20 protein-coding genes and 1 rRNA gene are annotated in these 23,612 nt (G+C 73.2%); 9 read left to right on the forward strand and 12 right to left on the reverse strand.

What is annotated here, in order from left to right:
• Positions 1 to 432: 432 nt before the first annotated feature.
• From FB380_RS05220 to FB380_RS05230, 3 genes are all read right to left on the reverse strand, one after another.
• Positions 433 to 1,954: ribosomal RNA gene (locus tag FB380_RS05220) — 16S ribosomal RNA — on the reverse strand.
• A 388-nt stretch (positions 1,955 to 2,342) separates the two neighbouring features.
• Positions 2,343 to 2,972 (reverse strand): alpha-ketoglutarate-dependent dioxygenase AlkB, encoded by a 630-nt coding sequence (locus FB380_RS05225; protein ID WP_166754151.1) that lies wholly within the window; start codon positions 2,970 to 2,972, stop codon positions 2,343 to 2,345.
• Between the two features lie 124 nt (positions 2,973 to 3,096).
• Complete coding sequence (locus FB380_RS05230; protein ID WP_166754152.1) at positions 3,097 to 5,337, reverse strand: RecQ family ATP-dependent DNA helicase; 2,241 nt, start codon at positions 5,335 to 5,337, stop codon at positions 3,097 to 3,099.
• 82 nt (positions 5,338 to 5,419) lie between these two features.
• Here FB380_RS05230 and FB380_RS05235 point away from each other — a divergent pair, with 82 nt between their 5' ends.
• The 4 genes from FB380_RS05235 to bar all read left to right on the forward strand — a co-directional run bounded on the left by FB380_RS05235 (position 5,420) and on the right by bar (position 8,721).
• A complete protein-coding gene (locus FB380_RS05235) occupies positions 5,420 to 6,247 on the forward strand; it encodes a PHP domain-containing protein (protein ID WP_166754153.1) in 828 nt (275 codons plus the stop codon).
• Between the two features lie 75 nt (positions 6,248 to 6,322).
• The gene (locus FB380_RS05240; RefSeq protein WP_166754154.1) at positions 6,323 to 6,571 is read left to right on the forward strand and encodes a hypothetical protein; all 249 of its coding nucleotides are present in this window, start codon (positions 6,323 to 6,325) and stop codon (positions 6,569 to 6,571) included.
• Between the two features lie 65 nt (positions 6,572 to 6,636).
• Positions 6,637 to 7,614 (forward strand): carbamate kinase, encoded by a 978-nt coding sequence (locus tag FB380_RS05245; protein ID WP_166754155.1) that lies wholly within the window; start codon positions 6,637 to 6,639, stop codon positions 7,612 to 7,614.
• A 3-nt stretch (positions 7,615 to 7,617) separates the two neighbouring features.
• Positions 7,618 to 8,721, forward strand: a complete 1,104-nt coding sequence (gene bar / locus FB380_RS05250) for a barbiturase (RefSeq protein WP_166754156.1) — start codon at positions 7,618 to 7,620, stop codon at positions 8,719 to 8,721.
• Between the two features lie 52 nt (positions 8,722 to 8,773).
• Here bar and FB380_RS05255 read toward each other — a convergent pair whose 3' ends face one another.
• Complete coding sequence (locus tag FB380_RS05255; RefSeq protein WP_166754157.1) at positions 8,774 to 9,196, reverse strand: organic hydroperoxide resistance protein; 423 nt, start codon at positions 9,194 to 9,196, stop codon at positions 8,774 to 8,776.
• A gap of 180 nt (positions 9,197 to 9,376) precedes the next feature.
• Between FB380_RS05255 and FB380_RS05260 the strand changes: the two genes are divergently transcribed.
• Positions 9,377 to 10,501: a PP2C family protein-serine/threonine phosphatase gene (locus FB380_RS05260; protein ID WP_229681736.1), complete on the forward strand. Its 1,125-nt coding sequence runs from the start codon at positions 9,377 to 9,379 to the stop codon at positions 10,499 to 10,501.
• On the opposite strand, the gene FB380_RS05265 is transcribed toward FB380_RS05260, so the two are convergent.
• From FB380_RS05265 to FB380_RS05290, 6 genes are all read right to left on the reverse strand, one after another.
• Positions 10,483 to 12,183, reverse strand: coding sequence for a SpoIIE family protein phosphatase (locus FB380_RS05265; RefSeq protein WP_166754158.1), 1,701 nt, complete (start codon positions 12,181 to 12,183; stop codon positions 10,483 to 10,485). The genes FB380_RS05260 and FB380_RS05265 overlap by 19 nt on opposite strands.
• 129 nt (positions 12,184 to 12,312) lie before the next feature.
• Positions 12,313 to 13,008 carry a lysophospholipid acyltransferase family protein gene (locus FB380_RS05270; protein WP_229681737.1) on the reverse strand — a complete coding sequence of 232 codons (696 nt, stop codon included), beginning with the start codon at positions 13,006 to 13,008 and terminating at the stop codon, positions 12,313 to 12,315.
• Positions 13,005 to 13,271 carry a hypothetical protein gene (locus FB380_RS05275; protein WP_166754159.1) on the reverse strand — a complete coding sequence of 89 codons (267 nt, stop codon included), beginning with the start codon at positions 13,269 to 13,271 and terminating at the stop codon, positions 13,005 to 13,007. The genes FB380_RS05270 and FB380_RS05275 overlap by 4 nt, the downstream gene beginning before the upstream one ends.
• A gap of 182 nt (positions 13,272 to 13,453) precedes the next feature.
• Positions 13,454 to 14,203 (reverse strand): hypothetical protein, encoded by a 750-nt coding sequence (locus tag FB380_RS05280; RefSeq protein ID WP_166754160.1) that lies wholly within the window; start codon positions 14,201 to 14,203, stop codon positions 13,454 to 13,456.
• A 41-nt stretch (positions 14,204 to 14,244) separates the two neighbouring features.
• Entirely contained in the window at positions 14,245 to 15,657 is a 1,413-nt protein-coding gene (locus FB380_RS05285) for a YlbE family protein (protein ID WP_166754161.1), read from the reverse strand.
• Positions 15,654 to 17,120, reverse strand: a complete 1,467-nt coding sequence (locus FB380_RS05290) for an FdrA family protein (RefSeq protein WP_166754162.1) — start codon at positions 17,118 to 17,120, stop codon at positions 15,654 to 15,656. The genes FB380_RS05285 and FB380_RS05290 overlap by 4 nt, the downstream gene beginning before the upstream one ends.
• Positions 17,121 to 17,293: 173 nt before the next feature.
• Here FB380_RS05290 and FB380_RS25845 point away from each other — a divergent pair, with 173 nt between their 5' ends.
• The 4 genes from FB380_RS25845 (at position 17,294) to FB380_RS05310 (ending at position 21,861) form a co-directional block, all read left to right on the forward strand.
• Positions 17,294 to 18,169 (forward strand): FAD binding domain-containing protein, encoded by an 876-nt coding sequence (locus tag FB380_RS25845; RefSeq protein ID WP_166754163.1) that lies wholly within the window; start codon positions 17,294 to 17,296, stop codon positions 18,167 to 18,169.
• 79 nt (positions 18,170 to 18,248) lie between these two features.
• Positions 18,249 to 18,809 carry a (2Fe-2S)-binding protein gene (locus FB380_RS05300; protein ID WP_166754164.1) on the forward strand — a complete coding sequence of 187 codons (561 nt, stop codon included), beginning with the start codon at positions 18,249 to 18,251 and terminating at the stop codon, positions 18,807 to 18,809.
• Positions 18,806 to 21,214, forward strand: a complete 2,409-nt coding sequence (gene cutA / locus FB380_RS05305; protein ID WP_166754165.1) for an aerobic carbon-monoxide dehydrogenase large subunit — start codon at positions 18,806 to 18,808, stop codon at positions 21,212 to 21,214. The genes FB380_RS05300 and cutA overlap by 4 nt, the downstream gene beginning before the upstream one ends.
• Positions 21,211 to 21,861 (forward strand): SRPBCC family protein, encoded by a 651-nt coding sequence (locus FB380_RS05310; protein WP_166754166.1) that lies wholly within the window; start codon positions 21,211 to 21,213, stop codon positions 21,859 to 21,861. The genes cutA and FB380_RS05310 overlap by 4 nt, the downstream gene beginning before the upstream one ends.
• Here FB380_RS05310 and FB380_RS05315 read toward each other — a convergent pair whose 3' ends face one another.
• Both FB380_RS05315 and FB380_RS25310 read right to left on the reverse strand, forming a co-directional pair.
• Positions 21,862 to 22,533 (reverse strand): response regulator, encoded by a 672-nt coding sequence (locus FB380_RS05315; RefSeq protein WP_166754167.1) that lies wholly within the window; start codon positions 22,531 to 22,533, stop codon positions 21,862 to 21,864.
• Positions 22,530 to 23,609 carry a sensor histidine kinase gene (locus tag FB380_RS25310; protein ID WP_166754168.1) on the reverse strand — a complete coding sequence of 360 codons (1,080 nt, stop codon included), beginning with the start codon at positions 23,607 to 23,609 and terminating at the stop codon, positions 22,530 to 22,532. Before FB380_RS25310 ends, FB380_RS05315 begins: the two co-directional genes overlap by 4 nt.
• Positions 23,610 to 23,612: the final 3 nt, after the last annotated feature.

Consider the following 23,612-nt stretch of genomic DNA (forward strand, 5'->3'; position numbering starts at 1 on the left):
GTGTACGTGGATGAGCGCGGATATCCAGAACAAATGATTACAAGATGCTCGCGTCCACTGTGCAGTTCTCAAAGTACGGAAGATGACCCACCACCCGACACCGCCAGCCCCAGGACACCCCGGGCGGTACGACATCCAGCAGGCCTCCGCAGAAGCAACAGGCTGATCAACAGCCCGCTCCCTCAGGACCCAACAGCGTGCCTACGACCAGCCACTCCCACCACCCCGCTCCACACCCTCCCCCCGCCCCTACGAGAGGGGCCGGGATCACCGGGTCGTACTAGGGGCAGCCTGAGCTGCCTGGCCGAACTGGTCAGCGTTCCACCCTCGAGCTCCGCCACGAACACCCGCACCCACCCCAGACGGGGCGAGCATCACGGTCCGTGCACGGCTCTGGACCACCACACGAGTGTGGCGGCCAGTGCTCCTTAGAAAGGAGGTGATCCAGCCGCACCTTCCGGTACGGCTACCTTGTTACGACTTCGTCCCAATCGCCGATCCCGCCTTCGACGGCTCCCTCCACAAGGGTTGGGCCACCGGCTTCGGGCGTTACCGACTTTCGTGACGTGACGGGCGGTGTGTACAAGGCCCGGGAACGTATTCACCGCAGCGTTGCTGATCTGCGATTACTAGCGACTCCAACTTCATGGGGTCGAGTTGCAGACCCCAATCCGAACTGAGACCGGCTTTTTGGGATTCGCTCCACCTCGCGGTATCGCAGCCCTTTGTACCGGCCATTGTAGCATGTTTGCAGCCCTAGACATAAGGGGCATGATGATTTGACGTCATCCCCACCTTCCTCCGAGTTGACCCCGGCAGTCTCCTATGAGTCCCCACCATCACGTGCTGGCAACATAGAACGAGGGTTGCGCTCGTTGCGGGACTTAACCCAACATCTCACGACACGAGCTGACGACAACCATGCACCACCTGTGCACGACGCCAAAGGCACCCCGTATCTCTACGAGATTTCCGTGCATGTCAAGCCTAGGTAAGGTTCTTCGCGTTGCATCGAATTAAGCAACATGCTCCGCCGCTTGTGCGGGCCCCCGTCAATTCCTTTGAGTTTTAGCCTTGCGGCCGTACTCCCCAGGCGGGGCGCTTAATGCGTTAGCTGCGGCACGGAGACCGTGGAATGGCCCCCACACCTAGCGCCCAACGTTTACGGCGTGGACTACCAGGGTATCTAATCCTGTTCGCTCCCCACGCTTTCGCTCCTCAGCGTCAGTTACTGCCCAGAGACCCGCCTTCGCCACCGGTGTTCCTCCTGATATCTGCGCATTTCACCGCTACACCAGGAATTCCAGTCTCCCCTGCAGTACTCTAGTTTGCCCGTATCGACTGCAGGCCCGAGGTTGAGCCTCGGGTTTTCACAGCCGACGCGACAGACCGCCTACGAGCTCTTTACGCCCAATAATTCCGGACAACGCTTGCACCCTACGTATTACCGCGGCTGCTGGCACGTAGTTGGCCGGTGCTTCTTCTGTAGGTACCGTCACTTGCGCTTCGTCCCTACTGAAAGAGGTTTACAACCCGAAGGCCGTCATCCCTCACGCGGCGTCGCTGCGTCAGGCTTTCGCCCATTGCGCAATATTCCCCACTGCTGCCTCCCGTAGGAGTCTGGGCCGTGTCTCAGTCCCAGTGTGGCCGGTCACCCTCTCAGGCCGGCTACCCGTCGTCGCCTTGGTGGGCCACTACCCCACCAACAAGCTGATAGGCCGCGGGCCCATCCTCAGCCGATGAATCTTTCCACCACCAGACCATGCGGTCAGCGGTCACATCCGGTATTAGCACCAATTTCTTGGAGTTATCCCAGAGCTGAGGGCAGGTTGCCCACGTGTTACTCACCCGTTCGCCGCTAGGGCACCACCCCGAAGAGTGGGCCTCGCTCGACTTGCATGTGTTAAGCACGCCGCCAGCGTTCGTCCTGAGCCAGGATCAAACTCTCCGTAGATGATTTGATCGCAGCTGAGACCAAGAGTTGGCACTCTCGTTCAATCAACCAAAGGAATCCCTATCGACAACCCCGAAGGACCGCCGAAATGGGGGTATTGATACTTGGCACTGACTTTCGGCACGCTGTTGAGTTCTCAAGGAGCGGACGCGCACGTTCCCGGGCCAATTTCTTGGCCGTTCTCCGTGGCGGTGATTTCCACTCTACACCAAGTTCCGCAGCAGTCGAACCTCGGGGGTTCTTCCGGCGGTTTCCCAAGCCCTGCGGCCCGGTCCGTTCTCGCTTGGTGCATGGAGAACGATACACGCCCTCAGAGGGCCTCTGCAGGGGGGGTCCCCCGGGGCATCTCGAATGGTCGATGCGCGCTGCTGAGCAGGGAGAACGCCTGTCAGGCCACCCCGCGGGGGCGGAACTGGACGCTGACCCGAGGGCCCACGGCTTTCGTCGTCTTCGGGATGCAGTGCTCCCAGGTGCGCTGACAGGAGCCGCCCATCACGACCAGGTCGCCGTGCCCCAGGGTGAAGCGCCGGCTCTCGCCACCCCCGACCGGCCGGAGCAGGAGTGGCCGAGGGGAACCGAACGAGACGATGGCGACCATCGTGTCCTCGGTGCGGCTGCGCCCGATGCGGTCGCCGTGCCAGGCGACGCTGTCCCGGCCGTCGCGGTACAGGCACATGCCGGCGGTCACGAAGGGCTCGCCCAGCTCGGGGCGGTAGTGCTCGTCGAGGGCGGTGCGAGCCTCGGTGAGCACCGGGTGGGGCAGCACCTCGCCGCCGCCGTACCAGCGCAGCAGACGGGGTACGGCCACCTCGCGGTCGTACATCTGCCGGCGGTCCTCCCGCCAGCCGATGTCACCGAGGAGCACGTCCAGCACGCTGCCGGAGCCCTCGATCCAGCCGGGGAGGTGGTCGACCCAGGCGCCCCGGGTCAACGGGTGCCGGGTGACCCGCCCCGCCAGTGGGGTGAGCGCGGCCTCCTCGGTGACGTCCCAGATGGACGGCTGGTGCGCGAGCGACATGGAGGGAGGCTACCCCCGGTTTCGCACACTTGTTCGAAAAGCTGTGGACAACGGGCATAGCCCCTCGGCCCCTCCGCACGGGCCCGCGCCTAGCCGGCGAGGCATCGGGGCGGAGGGTCCTCCCTCAGGCGCTGAGCGCCAGCACGAAGGGCAGCACCGAACCGGCGCCGGCCAGCCGGAGCTCCCGGCCGGCGACGGTCATGGTCCAGCGAGAGTCCGCCAGGTCGTCGACCAGGAGCACCGGGGCGTCACCGAGCTCGGCCAACCGGTCGCGGAGCTCCGACCCGACCACGATGCGCTGCCACACCCCAGCCAGCCGGAAGGCGCTGTTGCCGCCCGGCCCGCCGGTGGGGCCGCCGTGCGCCAGGTCGAGCGCGCCCAGGTAGGGCAGGCGCCCCAGTTGCGCCAGCCCCTGCGCCACGCCGGTCACGAGCGCCGGCCGCCGACGGGACGGCATCGCCACCACCCCGGCGGGGCGCTGCGCCCAGTCCCAGGCACCGAGCACCCGGGCACAGGCCTTCAGCAGCTCGGCGTCCGGAGGTGCGTCGTTGGGCAGGCCGGGCCGGATCACCCGGTGGCTCACGTCGTAGGCGGCGTCCGGGTCCTCCTCGATCGAGGGCGCCTCGAGGTCCTCGGCCAGGGTGGCCACGCCGCCGACCCCGTCGTCCCCCAGCAGCGTGCGCAGGCGCTGGCCCCAGCCCAGGTCGGTCAACCGGGCCACGGCCCGACCGGTGGCGATCTGCTCGCCCGCAGCGATCTTGCCCTTGACCTCGACGCCCAGGCGGTCGGCGCCGGTGGGCCACTGCGCCCGGGGCGCGAGCTCGACACCGGGCCGGTCCAGCCGCGCCGTGGCCGCCTCGGCCGCGCCGGCCGGCACGTCGGTGGGGTACCACGGGCCGGCGCAGACGTCGCAACGCCCGCAGGGCGCGGCGGTCGGGTCGTCGAGGGCCGTCTGGAGGAAGGCCATCCGGCACTCGGCGGTGTCGACGGGCCGGGCGTAGGTGAGCATCGACCGCTGCTCGGCCTCCCGGGTCGCGGTGACCCGGGAGTACCGCTCGGCGTCGTAGACCCACGGGACGCCGGTGGAACGCCAGCCGCCCTGCACCCGCTCCACCGCGCCGTCGACGGCGAGCACCTTGAGCAGCAGCTCGAGCCGGGAGCGCCGCACGTCGGCCACCGTCTCCAGGCGGGCCACCGACCACGCCTTGCCGTCGGCCATCGCGGTGAGGACCGCAGCGGCGTGGTCCTCCCGGGGCATGGAGGAGGTGGCGAACCACTGCCAGATCGCGATGTCCTCCGGGCCGGGGAGCAGAAGGACGTCGGCGTTGGCCACGGCACGGCCGGCACGACCGACCTGCTGGTAGTAGCTCACCGGCGACGACGGCGCCCCGAGGTGGACGACGAAGCCCAGGTCGGGCTTGTCGAAGCCCATCCCCAGCGCCGACGTGGCGACGAGGGCCTTCACCCGGTTCTCGCGCAGCGCCTCCTCGGCGTCCTTGCGGTCGGCGTCGTCCAGCCGCCCGGTGTAGGCGCGCACCTCGTGGCCGGCGTCGCGCAGCAGCGCGGCCGTCTCCTCGGCGGCGGCGACGGTGAGCGTGTAGACGATGCCGCTGCCCGGCAGGTCGCCGATGTGCGCGGCGAGCCAGGCCAGCCGGGCGCGGTCGGTGTCCAGCCGCAGCACACCCAGCCGCAGTGAGTCGCGGGCCAGCGGGCCGCGGACCGTCGTGACCTCCACCCCACCGGCGCCCAGCTGCTCGGCGACGTCGGCGACGACCCGCTCGTTGGCCGTGGCGGTGGTCGCGAGCACCGGGGTGCCGGTGGGCAGCTGACCGAGCAGGTCGCGTATGCGGCGGTAGTCGGGGCGGAAGTCGTGCCCCCAGTCGGAGACGCAGTGCGCCTCGTCGACCACCAGCAGGCCGCAGCGCTCGACCAGGCTGGGCAGCTGCTCGTCGCGGAACCGCGGGTTGGTCAGCCGCTCCGGGGAGACCAGCAGCACGTCGACGTCGTCGGCGGCGAGCCGGGCGTTGATGTCGTCCCACTCGGTCACGTTGGAGCTGGAGATCTCCACGGCCTTGATCCCGGCGCGGGCGGCGGCGGCCACCTGGTCGCGCATCAGCGCGAGCAACGGGCTGACCAGCAGCGTGGGCCCGGCACCGCGACGGCGCAGCAGGGCGGTGGAGACGAAGTAGACCGCCGACTTCCCCCAGCCGGTGCGCTGCACGACCAGGGCGCGCTGGTGCCGCTCGACGAGCGCGGTGACGGCGGCGTCCTGACCCTCGCGGAAGACGGCGTCGGCCCGGCCGGTGAGCTCGCGCAGGACGCCGAGCGCCTCATCGGCCAGATCGGTCTCGACAGCGGTGCTCATGCGCTCGACCGTAGGCGGCGGTACCGACATCTCGCGGACCTGGGCGTGCGGTGGCTGTGGACGACCGGTTGGATGGGCACCGATGCTGCCCCCGGACAACCACGTGCACTCGGAGTTCTCGTGGGACACCGGCCCACGGGCCTCGCTGCTGCGCGCCTGCGAGCGCGCCGTGGAGATCGGCCTCCCGGCCATCGCCTTCACCGAGCACCTGGACTTCACCGTCTGGGACGCCGCCGACCGCGCCACCGCGCAGGGGCTGACCGACCGCCACCCGGCCAACCAGCTGCCGATCGACGTCGACCTCTACGCCGAGACGATCTGGGAGGCCCGCCAGCGGTTCCCGACGCTGCGGGTCTGGTCCGGGGTCGAGGCCGGCGAGCCGCACCTGTTCGGGGCCAGCGTGGCCGCACACCTGGGCGCCTCCCCGGTCGACCGGGTCCTCGGCTCGCTGCACTCGCTGCCCGTCGACGGCCGGCTGATGGGCGTCAACCGCCTGCTCCACGCTCCCGGCATCGACGTGATCGCCACGATGCGCCGCTACCTCACCGAGATGGTGGCGATGATCGAGAGCAGCGACGTCTTCCAGGTGCTGGCCCACTGCGACTACCCGCGGCGCTACTGGCCCGGCGGCCGCGAGCAGTACCCGCAGGCCGTGTTCGAGGAGGAGTACCGCGCGGTGTTCCGGGCGCTGGCGGCCGGCGGCCGGGCGCTGGAGGTCAACACCACCAGCCCGCTGTGGTCGGTGGAGCTGCTCCGCTGGTACCGCGAGGAGGGCGGGGACGCCGTCAGCTTCGGCAGCGACGGCCACCAGCCGCACCTGGTCGGCCAGCGGTTCGACCTGGCGGTCGACGTCGTCGAGCAGGCCGGCTTCCGCCCGGGCCGGGACCGCTTCGACTTCTGGCGCCGCTGACCCCGCCGGCGCAGGCCGACGACCTCCCGAGAACGGTCGGTGTCGATCCGGTCGTGGACTGCCGATGAGAGGGCCGTGACCGATCCGGCTGCCTCCGAGGCCCCGACCGACGCGGACGACGCCGTCCCCTTCGGACCGCAGACCGTCGTCCAGGCGGCGACCGCCGACGGCCTGGCCGCCGTCGCCCGGCTGCACGAGGAGGCCTTGGCGGCGATCGCGGCGCTGGCCGAGAGCTGGGAGCAGCCCGCCGATCCGGTCCGGGTGCTCCGCACGGCCGAGCGGCCGGCCGTCGTCCTCCGGCCCGGCGCGGCCACCGCTGCGTGATCCCCGCCGCATGATCGACCCCCAGGTACTTCACCGCTAAGGCAGTTTCCCGCTAGGGTCACGCAATGGCCCTCCCCCGTCGCGTCGTCATCGCCCTGGGCGGCAACGCGATGACCGGCCCCGACGGCTCCGCCACCCCGCGCGCCCAGCGGGACGCGATCGCCGCGGCAGCCCGGCACGTTGCCGCCGTCGTCGCCACCGGGGCCGAGGTGGTCCTGACCCACGGCAACGGCCCCCAGGTCGGCAACCTGCTGGTCAAGAACGAGCTGGCCGCGCACGTGGTGCCACCGGTCCCGCTGGACTGGAACGTCGCCCAGACCCAGGCGACCATCGGTTTCACCTTCGCCGACGAGCTGGACGCCGCGCTGGCCGCCCTCGGCTCGCCGCAGCGCGCTGCCGCACTGGTCACCCGCACCCTCGTCGACCCCGCCGACCCGGGGTTCGCGACGCCGTCCAAGCCGGTCGGCCGGCACCTGCCCCGCGAGGAGGCCCAGCGCCTCATCGACCTCGGGCAGAACTGGGAGGACCGCGGCGAGCGCGGCTGGCGGCGGGTGGTCGCCTCACCCGAGCCGCTGTCGGTGATCGACGTCCCGGCCATCGAGGCGCTGAGCGGCGCCGGGTTCGTGGTCGTCTGCGCCGGCGGGGGCGGGGTGCCCGTGGTCCCCGGCCCCGGGGACGGCGACGCGCTGCTGGGCGTCGAGGCGGTCATCGACAAGGACCTCACCGCCGCCCTGCTCGCCCGGGAGCTGCGCGCGGACACGCTGGTCATCGCCACCGACGTCCCGCACGTGATGGTCGACTTCGGCAGCCCCTCTGCCCGGCCGCTCACCCGGGTCACCGTCGCCGAGATGCGTGCGCACGCCGACGCCGGCCAGTTCGCCCGCGGCAGCATGGGCCCCAAGGTCGAGGCCGCCCTGCGCTTCGTGACCGACTCCGGGGACGGCCGCCAGGGCGCGCGCGCCGTCATCACCGCACTGACCCACATCTCCGACGCCGTCGCCCGTGACGACGTCGGCACCGTCATCACCGCACAGGAGGAGTGAGTCATGCCCGCACCGATCGAGGTCCGCAAGGTCCCGCTGCACAACGTCAGCGATGCCTCCGAGCTCGCCAAGCTCATCGACGACGGCGTCATGGACGCCGACCGGGTCATCGCCGTCATCGGCAAGACCGAGGGCAACGGCGGCGTCAACGACTACACCCGGATCATCGCCGACCGCGCCTTCCGCGAGGTGCTGATGGAGAAGGGGTCGCGGAGCAAGGAGGAAGTCGGGGAGATCCCGATCGTGTGGTCCGGTGGCACGGACGGCGTCATCAGCCCGCACGCCACCATCTTCGCCACGCTGCCCGAGGACGCGGTGGAGAAGACCGACGAGCCGCGGCTGACCGTCGGGTTCGCCATGAGCGAGGTGCTGCTGCCCGAGGACATCGGCCGGCTGACCATGGTGGAGAAGGTCGCCGAGGGCGTGCGCCGGGCGATGGCCGAGGCGGGCATCACCGACCCGGCCGACGTCCACTACGTGCAGACCAAGACGCCGTTGCTGACCATCGAGACGATCCGCGAGGCCAAGTCGCGCGGGCAGGAGACGTACTACGACGAGCCGCACGGCTCGATGGACCTCTCCAACGGCACGACGGCCCTGGGCATCGCCCTGGCGCTCGGCGAGATCGAGATGCCGGAGCAGAAGCAGGTCATGCGCGACTTCTCGCTGTTCAGCGCGGTCGCGTCCTGCTCGTCGGGCGTGGAGCTGGACCGGGCGCAGATCGTCGTCGTCGGCAACGCCCGCGGGCACGGCGGCAACTACCGGATCGGCCACTCGGTGATGAACGACGCACTCGACCAGGACGGCATCTGGAACGCCATCCGGGACGCCGGCCTCGACCTGCCCGAGCGGCCGCACACCTCGGACCTGGACGGGAACCTGGTCAACGTCTTCCTCAAGTGCGAGGCCGACCCGACCGGCTACGTGCGCGGCCGGCGCAACGCGATGCTGGACGACTCCGACGTCTTCTGGCACCGGCAGATCAAGGCCACCGTCGGCGGCGTGGCCGCCTCGGTGACCGGCGACCCGGCGGTGTTCGTCTCGGTGGCCGCCGTGCACCAGGGCCCGTCTGGCGGCGGCCCGGTCGCCGCCATCGTCAAGGCCTGAGCGACGGCGCCGGCCCGGGACCACCCGGGCCGGCGCCCTCGGCCGAGCCCACTCAGGCGACGGTGGTCTCCAGGGTGACCGGGACGTTGCCGCGGGTGGCGTTGGAGTACGGGCAGACCTGGTGCGCCGCCTCGACGAGCTGGTCCGCGGTCGCCTGGTCGACGCCACCGAGCTCGACGTGCAGGTCCACCTCGAGGCCGAAGCCACCGGCGTCGTCCGGGCCGATGCCGACCTCGGCGGTGACGCCGGCGTCACTGATCGGGGCCTTCTGCTTGCGGGCCACCATCTTCAGCGCGGAGAGGAAGCACGCGGCGTAGCCGGCGGCGAACAGCTGCTCGGGGTTGGTGGCGCCACCCTCACCGCCCATCTCCTTCGGCGTCGCGAGGTCCTGGTCGATCAGGCCGTCCGAGGAACGGGTGTGGCCGTTGCGGCCGTCCCCGGTGGCGGTGGCGACGGCGGTGTAGATGCTGGGCACGAGCGGGCCTCCAGTTGGTTGGTTGCAGCAGCCAGCCGAACACCCGCCGCACCGTCCGCATGCCCACGCGCCAGGCCGATCTCGCTCACGCACCCGGGGTGCGTGAGCCCGGCCACCTGGTTGGCTACCTTGATCGCTGCGCCGGGCCCGCGGGGACCGGACGGACGAGGAGCTGCTCCGTTGACGAGGTCGAATCGCCTGCAGCGGGCACTGCCCGCCGGGGTGCTGGCCGTCGTCACCGCGACCGACGTCCTCAGCGGACCCGGGCAGGTCCTCCTGGGCCTGGTCGTCATGGCCCCGCTGCTGGCGGCGACGACGCTGGGCCGGCGGGCGACGGTGGGCTACGCCGTCCTCGCGCTCCTCCTGGCGGCGCTGCTGGGCGTCTACGACCAGCAGTACACCGCGAGCACGCTGATCCCCCAGCTCGTCCGGCTGCTGGCGGTGGTGCTCGGCGGCGTCCTGGCCGTGGGGGCCTGCACCCTCCGGCTGCGCCGCGAGGCGCAGCTGGCCCGGCTCAGCGCCCAGGCGGCCACCACCGAGGCGGCGCTGCGGACGGCGGAGGCGCTGCAGGTGAACCTGCTCGGGTCACCGCCCCGGGTGGCGGGCCTGGAGTCGGCGGTGCGCTACCTGCCGGCCAGCCGGCACACCCAGGTCGGCGGTGACTGGTACGACGCCTTCCCCCTGCCGGACGGCGGCACCATGCTGGTCATCGGGGACGTCGCCGGGCACGACGCACCCGCGGCCGCGAGCATGGCGCAGACCCGGGCGATGCTGCAGGCGATCGCCCAGCGGTCGACGGGCTCCCCGGCGGAGGTGCTCCGCGACCTGGACGAGGTGCTGGCCGGTCTGGAGCTGCACACCCTGGTCACGGTGGTCGTGGCGCGGATCGACCCGCCGTCCACCGACGCCGCCGACGGCACCCGGCTGCTCCGGTGGTCCAACGCCGGCCACCCACCGCCGGTGCTGGCCCGGGCCGACGGCGGGGTCACCCTGCTCGCGCAGGCCCCGGAGAGCCTGCTCGGCATCGTCCCCGGCGCCCGGCGCACCGACCACGCGCTGCGGCTGTGCCCCGGCGACACGCTGCTCTTCTACACCGACGGGCTGGTCGAGCGGCGCGACGCACCCCTCGACGACGGGCTGGCCTGGCTGGTCGACGAGGTGACCCGGACCGGCCGCGACCCCCTCGACCGGCTGTGCGACGACCTGCTGGGCGAGCTCGGTGGCCGGGTGGACGACGACGTGGCGCTGCTCGCCGTCCGCCTCCCCCGCGCCGAGTCGGCCGGTCTTCAGCCGGGGGTGCGGTAGAGCAGGAAGGCGACGTCGTCGTCCGGGGCGTCGGCCAGCAACTGGTCGGTCAGCAGGCGGCTGAGCGGGGCGGTGGCCAGGTGCCGGCCGTCGACGAGCGCGGCGGACGCCCGGGCGATCCCCTCGTCCAGCGCCTCGTCCCGACGCTCGACCAGTCCGTCGGTGTAGAGCAGCAGTGTCGAGCCCGGCGGGAGGGCCACGTCGGTCTGCGGGCGCACCGCCCCCTCCAGCACGGCCAGCGGCAGCCCGCGGGCGCCCTCCAGCTGGGTGACCCGGCCGTGCTCGTCGACCAGCAGCGCCGGTGGGTGGCCGGCGCTGCTGTACTGCAGCGAGCCGGCGATCGGGTCGACGACGGCGCAGAAGACGGTGCTGCACGTCGCCCCGGGAACGAGCGCGGCGAACCGGTCCAGCGCGGAGAGCACGTGCGCGGGCGAGCGGCTCTCCAGCAGCAGCGCCCGGCCGGCGCTGCGCAGCTGACCCATCACGGCGGCGGCGTCCAGCCCTCGACCGACGACGTCGCCCACGACGACGCCGTACCCACCGCCGGGGAGGTCGACGACGTCGTACCAGTCACCGCCCACCTCGAGGGTGCCGGCCGCTGGTTCGTAGTGCACCGCGAAGTCGGTGGGCAGCACCGTCGGGCCGAGGACGGCGCGCTGCAGGGTCACCGCGACGTCGGTGAAGAACTCCGCCCGCGCCCGGTCCAGTTCCGCCCGCTCCGCCACCCGCCGTCGCTCCCCGAGCACCGCCTGGGCGTCGGTGACCGACGCGGCCACCTGCCCGGCGGCCAGCTCCAGGAAGACCAGGTACTCCTCGTCCACCCGCAGGTGCGGGCTGGTGGCGAGCACGAGCGCCCCGACGGCCCGCGCGCTCCCGGGGACCGTCAACGGCAGCGCCAGCGCCGTCGTCACCTCCGCCTCGCCGTCCGCGGTGCCGGACGGCCGGTCGCCGGGCACGTCCAGCCGGACGACGGTGCCGGTGGCGATCGCCTGGTGCACCGCCCGCAGTTCGGCGGCCGGCCGCGGGCGGTCCGGCTCGACGCCGTAGCCGGCGACCAGCCGGATGCCGCCGTCGTCGTCCACAAGGTGGACGAGCCCGAACGGGCAGTCGGCGCCGGCGGCGGCGAGCACGTCCACCGCCGCGGTCGCGGCGGCGTCCACGCTGCCGTGCACGGACCGCGGCAGGCCGCCGAGCTGCTGCAGGACCCGCATCCGGCGGGCGGCCAGCACCCGCTGCGTCGTCTCCACGGCGGTGTCCAGGAGCCCGGCCACCTGCCCGCCGGGCTCGAGGACCGGGCTGTAGGAGAAGGTGAAGTACGTCTCCTCGGGGAAGCCGTCGCGGCTCATCGTCAGCGGCAGGTCCTCGCTGTAGGTCGACTCCCCGGCCTGCACCCGGGCGACCATGTCGCCGATCACCGGCCAGACGTCCGCCCAGACGTCGGCCAGCCGCGCACCGAGGCCCGCCGGGTGCCGGCCGCCGAGCATGGGCGCGTAGGCGTCGTTGTAGATCATGATCAGCTCGGGGCCCCACATGAGGAGCATCGGGAACCGCGAGTTGAGCACGGTGCCGACGGCGGTGCGCAACGTCGGGGTCCAGGCATCCACCGGCCCCAGCGGTGTCGCTGCCCAGTCGGCGCCCAGCACCAGCTGCTGCGCCTCGGTGTGCGCTCCCCCGGGCAGCAACTCGGCCAGCAGACCGTTCAGTGCGGTACCTCCCTCAGGATATTCGTGGACGCCCGGTCGGCCGCCGCCCCCGATGCTCGCACGGACCCCCGACGCACCGTGACCGGCTCGGGCGCCGTGGCCGCCGGGTCAGGCCGCGCGGCCCCGGCGCTCGGCCTTGACGTCGGTGGCGTACCGGTCGACGTACTCGGCGCCGGACAGCCGCTGGAGCTCGGCCATGACCTGGTCGGTGACGCTGCGCAGCGCCGCCCCGTCGTCGGCCGGGCCGGGGTGGCCGGAGAAGTCCAGCGGTTCCCCGATCCGGACGACGACCCGGCCGGGCCGGGGCAACCGCGCACCGGGGGGCATGAGCGCGCGGCTGCCGATGACGGCGATGGGCACGACCGGGGCACCGGTGGACAGCGCCAACCGCGCCACCCCGGTCCTGCCGCGGTGCAGCCGCCCGTCGGGCGACCGGGTGCCCTCGGGGTAGATGCCGAGCACCCCGCCGTCCGCGAGCACCTCCCGGCCGCGCCGCAGCGCGGCCTCCGCGGCCGTGGCGCCGCCGCGGTCCAGCGGGACCATGCCGATGCTCTCCAGGAGCAGGCGCAGGGCCCGGCCCGGCAGGCCCGGCTGGGTGAAGTACTCGCTCTTGGCCAGGTAGGTCACCCGCCGGCGGGTGAGCACCGGGGGGAAGAACTGGTCGAGCGTGGAGGGGTGGTTGCCGGCCAGGATCACCGGCCCGCTGGCCGGGAGGTGTTCCGCCCCCTCGACCCGCGGCCGGAACAGCCCCAGGATCAGCGGCCGGGCGAGGGCGCGGACGATCGGGTAGGCGTCCACGGTCACCGCTCGTCCGGCGCTCTGCCTGCGTGGTCGACCAGCTCCGCGGCGCTGTCCGGCGTGCCGTGCGCCCGGGCACACGAGGCGCAGCAGAAGAAGACGCCGTCCGCCTCGACGCCGTGGCCGACGACCCTGACCCCGCAGTGCTCGCACACCGGGGCCAGGGCGTGGATGGCGCACTCGAAGCTGTCGAAGGTGTGCACCGCGCCGGCGGCGTGCACCTCGAAGCTGAGCCGGTAGTCGTTCCCGCAGACCTCGCAGGTGGCCATGGGTCCCTCTCCCTCGGCACGGGACCGGGGCCGGTCACGTGCGGGACGCACTACCCGTGGACACCGCCACGTAACAGCCGGCGCACGGGAGGGCAGGAGGGTCACGTCGTCGGCGATCAGCTGGTCGGTCAGCCGACCGACGAGAGCAGCGGTGTCCGCGTGCCGACCGGCCGACCTGTCGGTCAGCTCGCCCGCCGGACCGGATGCGCGTATCCGACCTCGAACCCGGCGCCCGGTCCGGCGCCGAGCCGGACGGCGGACACGGCGGCGCAGAGCAGAGCGGCGGCCGCGAGTGTCTCGATCAGCTCCTCGGCGTGCGAGACGAGGACGTACAGGGCGCCGTCGCCGACCGAGTCGAGCACCAGTCCACCCACGGACTCCAGCCCCACGGCGGCGGCCAGCAGTGCGGCCACGCCCACCAGCAGCCAGCGGCTCGCCGAGGACGGCAGCTTCCGGGCGGCCACGACGGCGGTGGCCGCCAGGCCCACCGCGAGCAGCAGACCGGGGAGCACCCAGGCGAAGTGCAGCCCGCCCTGCCCGGCGCCCAGCGCCCGACCGAGCGGTTCCAGTCGCTCGTGCACGGCGAGCAGGTCGTCCATGGAGAGCAGGGCCAGAGCGGCCGCCGTGAGCGCCCACGGCCACGCCTCCCACCCGGCCCGGTGGGCGAGGGCGCCTGCACAGCCGTGCAGCACGGCGCCACTGCTCAGCACGCACACGTTGAACCAGGTGTGCAGGCTGCCCTCGGCGCGGACGTCGAGCAGCTGCACCAGCGGGGAGGACGGGTCGCGGAGCACGTCCCACGGGGTGATCCGCAGCAGCACCAGGCTCAGCGCGACGAGCAGGCAGCCGACCGCGGCGAGGGCCAGGAAGACCACTCCGGCCCGGCGTTCCAGCGCCGTCCGGCCATCCGCCGTCCACCTGGTGTTCCCCACCGGGGCACGCTAGCCCACCCGGACGGCCGCTCGCGCCGACCTCAGCGGGCGCGGGACTCCTCGGCGAGCGCGGCCAGGGCCTGCTCGAAGCAGGCCTGCGGCGGCTGCACGAGACCGGCGCCGACCTGACCGGTGCCGGCGACCCGGCCGGCCATGCCGGTGTTGATCTGCGGCAGCCAGCCGGTCCGGGCGACCTTCAGGACGTCGATCCCGGTCGGGGAGCCGCGGAAGCCCATGATCGGGATCTGCATCGCCGGGTTCTCGGCCAGGGTGAGCTGGTACATCCGCTCGGTGGTCGCCAGCGCGTCGGGCACGGTGCCGCCGACGAACCGGACGATCGCAGGTGCGGCGGCCATGGAGAACCCGCCGACGCCGTACGCCTCCATGATCGCGGAGTCGCCGATGTCGGGGTTCGCGTCCTCGGGGCCGTAGTCGCCGAGGTAGAGCCCGACCGGGGTGTTGGCCGGGGCGGTGAACCAGCGGTCGCCGGTGCCGGCGGTCTGGATGCCGAACTCGGTGCCGTTGCGGGACAGCACGGTGACCATCGTCGAGCCGGGGACGTCGCGGGCGGCGTCCATCGCGAGCTTCGCCGTCGGCATGCCCAGGTTCAGGTAGAAGTGCTCGTTGCCGCCGATGAAGCGCAGCACCTCGGCGATGTCCTGGGCCGGCGCGTCGACGCCGACGATGGACGGCGAGAGCTCGCGCAGCGCCATCAGCGACCCGGCGCGGTTGCGGTTGTGCCCCTCGTCGCCCATCTGGAGCATCTGGGCCATGATCGCCTTGACGTCCAGCGGCTCGGGGCGGCTCCGGACGGCGCGCTGGAGCACCGGCCCGAGCACGTCGCGCATCCAGGCCAGCCGGGTGAGCACCTCGTCGCTGTAGGCGCCCATCCGCAGCACCTTGCCCAGGCCCTCGTTGAGGTTGCACCAGGCCTGCCCGCCGTTGGCCGGGTCCTCCAGGCACCACATCCACATCGACGGGCTGGTCACCCCGGCCATCGGGCCGACCGTGCGGTGGTGGTGGCAGGGGTCGAGGGTGATCTCGCCGGCGGCCAGGACGCGCTCGGCGTCGGAGACGTCGGTGGCCCAGCCCTCGAAGACGCAGGCGCCGATCAGCGCGCCGCGCATGGGGCCGGAGGCGGTCTCCCAGGTGAGCGGCGGGCCGGAGTGCAGCAGCATCCGGTCGGGCAGGTCGAGCACCTCGCGGGCGGGCCGGACGTCGACCAGCAGGGAGCCCGCCGCGAGCACCCGCTCCACGGCGACCCGGTTGGCGCTCGCCCGGCGCGGGTCCAGCGCGAGCTGGGTGAGGTCGTCGGCGCTGCCGAAGCCCGGTGGGCGCCAGTCGACGTCGGTGACGCTCGCGCCCTGCTGCCGGAGCGCGGTGGAGAACACCTCGACGCCGGCGGCGACGATGGTCGGCGGGGCGGACAGCAGTCCACCGAGCGGCTCGGTCATGCCTGGTCTCCGATCAGCGCGAGGGCGTAGCGGGTGGCGGCGGCGTTGGAGGCGAAGACGGCGGCGCCGGCCTCGGCGAGCGCGTCGGCCTGCCGCGACCAGCACTGGGGGTCCGCCTCGGTGCCGACCAGCGCCACGACCGTGGGCAGGCCGGCCGACCGCAGGGCGGGCACGAGGGTGGCGGCCGGGTCGGGGTCGGCGCCGTGGCCGAGGACGACGTCGAGCAGCAGGACGGCGGGCTCCCCGCTCTCCGCCAGGCCGGCGATCGCCTCCAGCCGCAGCGTCGGGTCGATCATCGGGTGCGCCCGGCCCACGGTCAGCGCGTCGTCGCCGAAGTCCACGACCACGTGCCCCGTCGCGCCCAGGTCGGTGCCCAGGTCGAGCTCGGGGCGCAGCGGGGTGTTGGAGCGGATGTCGCCCAGGGCCGGGGCGGCGATCAGCATCGTCTCGTCGGCCAGGGTGCCGCCGGAGTAGAAGCCCTTGAGGACGGCGCCGGGCGGCACCGCATCCGCGGTCCCGGGCCGGGAGGGCCACTCGGGGACGGCGACGCCCAGGTCGCCCAGCAGCGCCTCGACGGCGGCGGTGAGGTCGGGCTGCTCGGCGCTGAGCGCGGCGGAACGGACCGGGACGTCCAGCCCCTGCGCGACCTCGGCGACGCGGGCGGCGACCGAGGGCTCCGGGGGCTTGGAGACCAGCAGCACCCGCTCGGTGGCCGGGTCCGCGTCGAGCGCGGCGAGCGCGTCGAGGGTGGCCAGCCCGCCCACGGCCGCGGAGAGGTCGCGGCCGCCGACGCCCAGGAGGTGCGAGACCCCCACGCCGGCGGCGTCGAGCAGGCAGCTGACCTGCTGGGCGCCGGTGCCCGAGGCCGCGACCAGGCCCACCGGGCCACGGCGGACGACGTTGGCGAAGCCCAGGGCGACACCGGAGACGATCGCCGTCCCGCAGTCCGGGCCCATGACCAGGACGCCGGCGTCGTGCGCGGCGCGCTTGAGCGCGACCTCGTGCTCGACCGGCACCCCGTCGCTGAAGATGAGCACCGACCGGCCGGCGGCGATGGCGTCGGCGGCCTCGGCGACCGCGTAGGGCCCGGGGACGCTGATGATCGCCAGCGCCGGGTCGGCGGCGCCGTCGAGGCCGGCGCCGATCGTGCGGGCCGGGATGGTCTGCGCCTCACCCCGGTCGGCGCGGGCGGTGAGCGCGGCGTCGACGGCGGCGACCGCGGCGGCCAGCTCGGCGTCGTCCGTGGCGGTCAGCGCGATGATCAGCTGGTCGGGCTTCGCCTCGCCGTCGGGGGCCAGGCCCATGCCGGCGGCGAGTTCGAGGTTCAGCGGCGTGGCCATCGCGACGACGACGGCGTGCACGCCGGGGCGGTCACCGATCTCGCGGCTGACCTGCATGAGCCGGACGGAGTCGGCGTAGACGCCGCTGCGCAGGGAGACGTGCCGGACTGGACTGTCGCTCACCTGGCGGGACGCTACCCGAGAAGGTCTCTCAGCGGTGAGGTACTTCCGGTCGGATCCGGCAATAAAGATTTAGCGCTGAGGTACTTCCGCGTCCCAGGATCCGGTGACACAGTTGCGCCTTCCCGATCCGCGCTCCTGTCCGTAGGCCCGCACCCGGAGGTGACCCGCACCCGGTGAAGCCCGCTCCGTTCGGCTATGCCGACCCGACCTCGGTCGACGAGGCGCTCGACGTCCTGACCGCGGAGGGAGAGGGCGCCAAGGTGCTCGCCGGCGGCCAGTCGCTGCTCCCCCTGCTCTCGATGCGACTGGCCGCGCCCACCACCCTGGTCGACATCAACCGGGTGCCCGGCCTGGACCAGATCTCCGCCGGCACCGACGGGGTGCGGGTGGGGGCGCTGGTCCGGCACGCCGAGCTGCTCGCCTCGGCCGAGGCGGCCGGCGTCCAGCCGCTGCTCGGCCGGGCGACGGCGAACGTGGCCCACCCGGCCATCCGCAACCGCGGGACGACGGTGGGCTCGATCGCGCACGCCGACCCCTCGGGCGAGATGACCGCGGTGCTGGCGCTGACCGGCGGCTCAGTCACGGTCGCGACGCCCGGCGGCCGCGAGACGATCGGCTGGGGCGACTTCTTCCTCGGGCCGCTGGAGACCTCGGTGCACGGGCCGGCCGTCGTCCTCGAGGCCTTCTTCCCGGCGCTGCCGGAGCGCTCGGGCACGGCGTTCGCCGAGATCGCCCGGCGCAAGGGCGACTACGCGGTCTGCGGGGCCGGCGTCGTCGTCACCCTGGACGCCGACCGGCGGGTCAGCTCCGCCCGGGCCGCCTACCTGTCGGTCGGGCTGGTGCCCGAGGTCCACGACCTGACCGACGCCGTCGTCGGCCAGCCGGTGGACACCGCCGACTGGGCGGCGGCCGGCGAGCTGGCCCGCGGCCTGGTCGACCCGGACGGCGACCTGCACGCCAGCGCCGACTACAGGCGGCTGCTGGTCGCCACCCTCACCGCCCGCACGCTGGCCGACGCCGGCGCCGAAGCCGCCAGGAGGACCGCGTGACCGCCGCGAGAGCGACGTGCGAGCGAGCATCGCAGGGAGCGCCAGCGACCGAGGAGCGGAACGAGTGCGGAGCCGAGCAATGATCGAGGTCAGGACCGAGCGGGCGATCTCCGTCGTCGTCAACGGTGTTCCACGTGAAGCGACGGTGCCGGTGCGCTGGCTGCTGTCGGACGCGCTGCGGCACGAGTTCGGGCTGACCGGCACGCACGTGGGCTGCGAGCACGGGGTCTGCGGCTCGTGCACGGTGCTGGTCGACGGCCGGCCGACCCGCTCCTGCCTGGTGCTCGCCGTGCAGGTCGACGGGCACGAGGTCACCACGGTCGAGGGGCTGTCGCGGTCGGACCACCAGGGCGGGCAGGTGCTGCACCCGATCCAGGAGGCGTTCCGGGAGTGCCACGCCCTGCAGTGCGGGTTCTGCACGCCGGGCTTCCTGACCACGATCGCCGCGGGCCTGGACAGCCGCGACCCGTCGGTGGAGATCACCGACGAGGAGGTCGACGAGCTGGTCGGCGGCAACCTCTGCCGCTGCACCGGCTACGCCAACATCAAGAAGGCCTGCCGCTCCGCCGCCGCCGCCATGCGTGAGGCGTCCGGGGCAGAAATGGCCATTTCTGCCCCGGATGGGGAGGCGACCTCGTGACGACGAAGTTCTTCGGGGAGCCGGTGCGCCGGCGCGAGGACGCCCGGCTGATCGTCGGCCAGGGCCGCTACCTCGACGACATCGGCCCGGACGCCTACGCCGCGGCCTTCGTCCGCAGCCCGTACGCGCACGCCCGGGTGCTCGACATCGACGTCAGCGCGGCGATGGACGTCGAGGGCCTGCTGGCCATCTACACCTACGAGGACCTCACCGGCCCGCTGGCCGAGCCGCTGCCGGTGCTCATCCCGCACCCCCAGCTCACCGCACCGCGCACCGGGTACCCGCTGGTGCGCGACGTCGCCCAGCACGTCGGCGAGCCGATCGTGATGGTGGTGGCCACCGACCGGTACGTCGCCGAGGACGCCGCCGCGCTGATCGAGATCAGCTACGAGGAACTGCCGGTCGTGGTGGGCGTCGACGCGGCCGAGGCCGCCGGGCACACCGTGCACGACGACGTCCCGGACAACGTCGCCGCCCGGCACCACCAGGAGACCGGCGACGTCGAGGCGGCGCTGGCCGCGTCGGCACACACCCTGTCCTTCACCCAGTACTTCGAGCGCAGCGCGTCCATGCCGATGGAGGGCAAGGGCGTGCACGCCCGCTGGGACGACGCCGACTCCTCGCTGCGGGTCTACTCCTCCACCCAGGCCTCGACCTCAGTCCGCGCGGCGATCGCGGCCAAGCTCGAGCTGTCGCTGGAGAAGGTCGAGGTCATCGCCCCCGACGTCGGCGGCGGGTTCGGCGTGAAGATCGTGCACCCGTGGCCGGAGGAGCTGCTCGTGCCGATGGCCGCGCGGCTGCTCGGCCACGAGGTGAAGTGGACCGAGGACCGGCGCGAGCACTTCGTCTCCAGCGCGCACGAGCGGCAGCAGCGGCAGGAGGTCCGGGTCGGGTACGACGACGACGGCCGGATCACCGCCCTCGACGTCCTGGTCTGGCACGACAACGGCGCGTACACGCCCTACGGGATCATCGTGCCGATCAACACGGCCACCCAGCTGCTCGGGCCGTACGACATCCCGGTCTACCGGGCGGTCGTGAACAGCGTCTACACGAACACCGTCGTCGTCACGCCGTACCGCGGTGCCGGGCGGCCGCAGGGCTGCTTCGCGATGGAACGCACGATGGACCGGATCGCCCAGGAGCGCGGCCTGGATCGGGCGCTGGTGCGCGAGCGGAACCTGATCCAGCCCGACCAGTTCCCCTACGACTGGGGCCTGACGTTCCAGGACGGCCGGCCGCTGGTCTACGACTCCGGCGACTACCCCGCGATGATCGCCAAGCTGAAGGCGCTGGTCGACTGGGACGGGTTCGCCGGGCGCCGGGCCGCGGCCGAGGCGCGCGGGAAGCTGCTGGGCATCGGGATGGCGCCCTACGTGGAAGGCACCGGGCCGGGGCCGTACGAGGGCGCGCACGTGCAGGTGCTGGGCAGCGGCAAGGTGCTGGTCTCCACCGGTCTCACCTCGCAGGGCCAGGGGCACGAGACGGTGTTCGCCCAGCTGGCGGCCGCCGAGCTCGGCGTCCCGCTGGAGGACGTCGAGGTGACCACCGGCGACACCCGGCGGTTCGGGTACGCGGTCGGCACCTTCGCCTCCCGGGCCGCGGTGGTGAGCGGCAACGCCGTCGCGCTGGCCGCGCGCGGGGTGAAGGAGAAGGCGCTGCGGATCGCCGCGGAGGTGCTGGAGGCCGACCCGGCGGACCTGGAGATCGACGAGGGCCTGGTGCAGGTGAAGGGGACGCCGGGCGCCTCCATCCCGCTGCGCACGGTCGCCGTCCTGTCCAACCCGCTGCGCTACGCCTTCGACGAGGCGGCGCGGCAGGCGACCCAGTTCGCCGGCCCGGGCGACGACTCGAAGCCGCCGGTCGCGGTCGGGGACGCGCCGGGGCTGGAGCACACCGACTACTACTCCCCGCTGCGCTCGACCTTCGCCTCCGGCGCGCACGCCGTGGTGGTGGAGATCGACCCGGCGACGTGGGAGATCGCGATCGAGCAGTACGCGGTGGTGCACGACTGCGGCACGATCATCAACCCGATGATCGTCGAGGGGCAGGTGCACGGCGGTGTCGCGCAGGGCGTGGGCGGGGCGCTGTACGAGCGGATGGCCTACGACCGGGACGGGCAGCTGACCAACGCCTCGTTCATGGACTTCCTCATGCCGTACGCCTCCGAGGTGCCCGACGTGGACATCGACCACCAGTCGACGCCGTCGCCGCTGAACGAGCTGGGCATCAAGGGCGCCGGCGAGGCCGGCGTCATCCCCGGGTCCGCCGCGATCGCCTCGGCGATCGAGGACGCGGTGGGACGGCGGATCGCGGCGATGCCGATCTCCCCCACCGAGCTGTACGACCTGGTGCGCTCGGACGTCGAGCGTGTGATCAACAACCCGACTGGAGCGATGGCGTGAACCTGGACGGCAGTGCGGTGCTCTCGGCGGCCCCCGAGCAGGTGTGGGCGGTGATCACCGACCCGGCCGTGCTGGCGCGGACCATCCCGGGCTGCGAGTCGCTGGACCAGGTCGGCGAGGACAGCTACACGATGGTCGTCTCGGCCGGGGTGGGTGCGATCCGCGGCAAGTACGCGGGCGAGGTGCGACTGTCCGACCTCACCTTCCCGTCCTCCTACGTGATGCACGCGTCGGGGTCGGGTGGGCCGGGGTCGGTGCGGGCCACGGTGCAGATCAAGCTGGCGCCGTCCGGCGACGGCACGGAGCTCACCTACTCGGCGGACGCGGTGGTGGGCGGCGCGGTCGCCGGGGTCGGACAGCGGATGATCACCGGCGTCGCGAAGAAGATGGCCGGGCAGTTCTTCTCCGCCGTGGACAAGGAGCTGACCGAGCCGAACGTCGTCGCCGAGGTGACGCCGCTGCCGGTGGTGCGCAACGGTTCCGCGGAACCGTCGGCCGAGCCGGTGACCTTCGCGGCGAAGGCCCCGGCCGCGACGGGGGGCTGGGTGCCGGCGGAGGCGAAGCCCCTGCTGGTCGGCGCCGCCGGCGGCGGCGTGCTCACCCTGCTCGGCGTCTGGGTCGGTTACCTCCTCGGCCGCCGGAGCTGATCAGACCGGGCCACTCCCCGCCTGGGGCACCGCGACGCCCCGGCGGTAGGCCAGCACCACCGCCTGGGCCCGGTCCCGCGCACCGGTCTTCGCGAGCACGTGCTTGACGTGCGTCTTCGCGGTCGAGGCGGCGATGCCGAGCGCGTGCGCGATCTCGTCGTTCGACAGCCCGTCGGCGATGAGCCGCCACACCTGGGTCTCCCGTTCGGTGAGCCCGTCGACCGGGCCGGACGGGACCGAGGGCGTCGCCCCGGCGACGAACCGCCCGATCAGCGCGCGGGTCACGGCCGGGTCGACGAGCGAGTCCCCGGCCGCCACCGTGCGCACCGCCTCGACCAGGCGCTCAGGCGACGCGCGCTTGAGGAGGAAGCCGCTGGCACCGGCCCGGAGCGCCTCCCAGACGTAGTCGTCGTTGCGGAAGGTGGTGAGCACCAGAACCTTCGCCGGGCTGCCGACGGCGACGATCCGCCGGGTCGCCTCGATGCCGTCGATGCCGGGCATGCGCACGTCCATCAGCACGACGTCCGGGGCCAGCCGCTGACACGCCTCGACCGCGGCGAGCCCGTCGGCGACCTCACCGACGACCTCGACGTCCGGCTGCTGCGAGAGGACGACGGTCACCCCGGCGCGCAACAGGGCGTCGTCGTCGGCGAGCAGGAGGCGGAGGGTCACCCGACGCGCTCCGGCACCGGCAGGCTCGCGGACACCCGGAACCCGCCCGCCGCAGTCGGCCCGTGCTCGACGGAGCCACCGAGGACCGCGGCCCGCTCGGCGATCCCGATCAGCCCGCGCCCCGGCGCGTAGGCGTGCGGCGCCCGGCCGTCGTCGACCACCTCGAGCGTGAGCGCACCCCCGACGCGGGCGACCCGCACGATCGCCGAGCTCGCGGCTCCGTGGTTCAGCGCGTTGGTGAGCGCCTCCTGCACGATCCGGTACGCCGAGGAGTGCAGGCTGCGCGGGACGTCGTCGGCCCCGGGCGCCACGTCGAGCCGCACGGCCACCCCCGCCTCGGCCAGCCGGGCGACCAGCCGGGGCAGGTCCGCCATCCCGGGCGGGTCCGCCGCCTGCTCACCGAGTGCGGAGAGCAGGCGGTCGAGCTCGTCCATCGCCTCGCGCCCGGTGGACTCGATGGTCTCCAGCAGGGCGCGTGCCCGGGCGGGCTCGGTGTCGAGCACGACGCGGCCGGCGCCGGCCTGCACGACCATGACGGTGAGCGTGTGGCCGAGCAGGTCGTGCAGCTCCTGGGCGATGCGGGCTCGCTCCTCCGCCACGGCCTCGTCGCGCAACGCGAGCCGGGCGGCATCGCGCTCCTCGCCGCGCCGGGCCGTCCGGTAGGCGAACGCCCAGGCCAGCAACCAGACCGCGACCACCCCGACCGGCACCCCGGCGGCGGCCGGGCGCCCGCCGGCGAAGTAGGCGGCGATGCCGGCCAGCAGCACGACCGGGCCCCAGAGCGCGTGCGTGCGGCTGCCGTAGAGCCCGAGGAGGTAGACGCCCAGCAGGTTCACGTACGGCGTGAGCGTGCCCGGCGCGACGAGGAGCGCCTCGGCCGCGAGTGCGGCGGTCCCGACGACGTACGACGTCAGGGGTGCGGTGCGGGCCCAGGCCAGCGCCCCGGCCGCCATCACCGGCGGCGCGACGACGAGCAGCGGCGCGGCATCGAGGTCGGCCCCGGCGCGCCCCGCGAGCAGCAGCACGAGCGCGACCGCGGCCGCGAGGGCGTCCCGGGCGGGCGGTCGCTGGATCACGGG

The organism is Modestobacter marinus (assembly GCF_011758655.1).
Lineage (GTDB): Bacteria > Actinomycetota > Actinomycetes > Mycobacteriales > Geodermatophilaceae > Modestobacter > Modestobacter marinus.

What these genes read in the sequence shown, in the direction of transcription:
- FB380_RS05225 (WP_166754151.1), bottom strand. Translation starts at nt 2,972, where the DNA reads ATGTCGCTCGCGCACCAGCCGTCCATCTGGGACGTCACCGAGGAGGCC.
- FB380_RS05275 (WP_166754159.1), bottom strand. Translation starts at nt 13,271, where the DNA reads ATGGCCACCTGCGAGGTCTGCGGGAACGACTACCGGCTCAGCTTCGAG.
- FB380_RS05285 (WP_166754161.1), bottom strand. Translation starts at nt 15,657, where the DNA reads ATGACCGAGCCGCTCGGTGGACTGCTGTCCGCCCCGCCGACCATCGTC.
- FB380_RS05300 (WP_166754164.1), top strand. Translation starts at nt 18,249, where the DNA reads ATGATCGAGGTCAGGACCGAGCGGGCGATCTCCGTCGTCGTCAACGGT.
- bar (WP_166754156.1), top strand. Translation starts at nt 7,618, where the DNA reads ATGCCCGCACCGATCGAGGTCCGCAAGGTCCCGCTGCACAACGTCAGC.
- FB380_RS05230 (WP_166754152.1), bottom strand. Translation starts at nt 5,337, where the DNA reads ATGAGCACCGCTGTCGAGACCGATCTGGCCGATGAGGCGCTCGGCGTC.
- FB380_RS05245 (WP_166754155.1), top strand. Translation starts at nt 6,637, where the DNA reads ATGGCCCTCCCCCGTCGCGTCGTCATCGCCCTGGGCGGCAACGCGATG.
- FB380_RS05235 (WP_166754153.1), top strand. Translation starts at nt 5,420, where the DNA reads ATGCTGCCCCCGGACAACCACGTGCACTCGGAGTTCTCGTGGGACACC.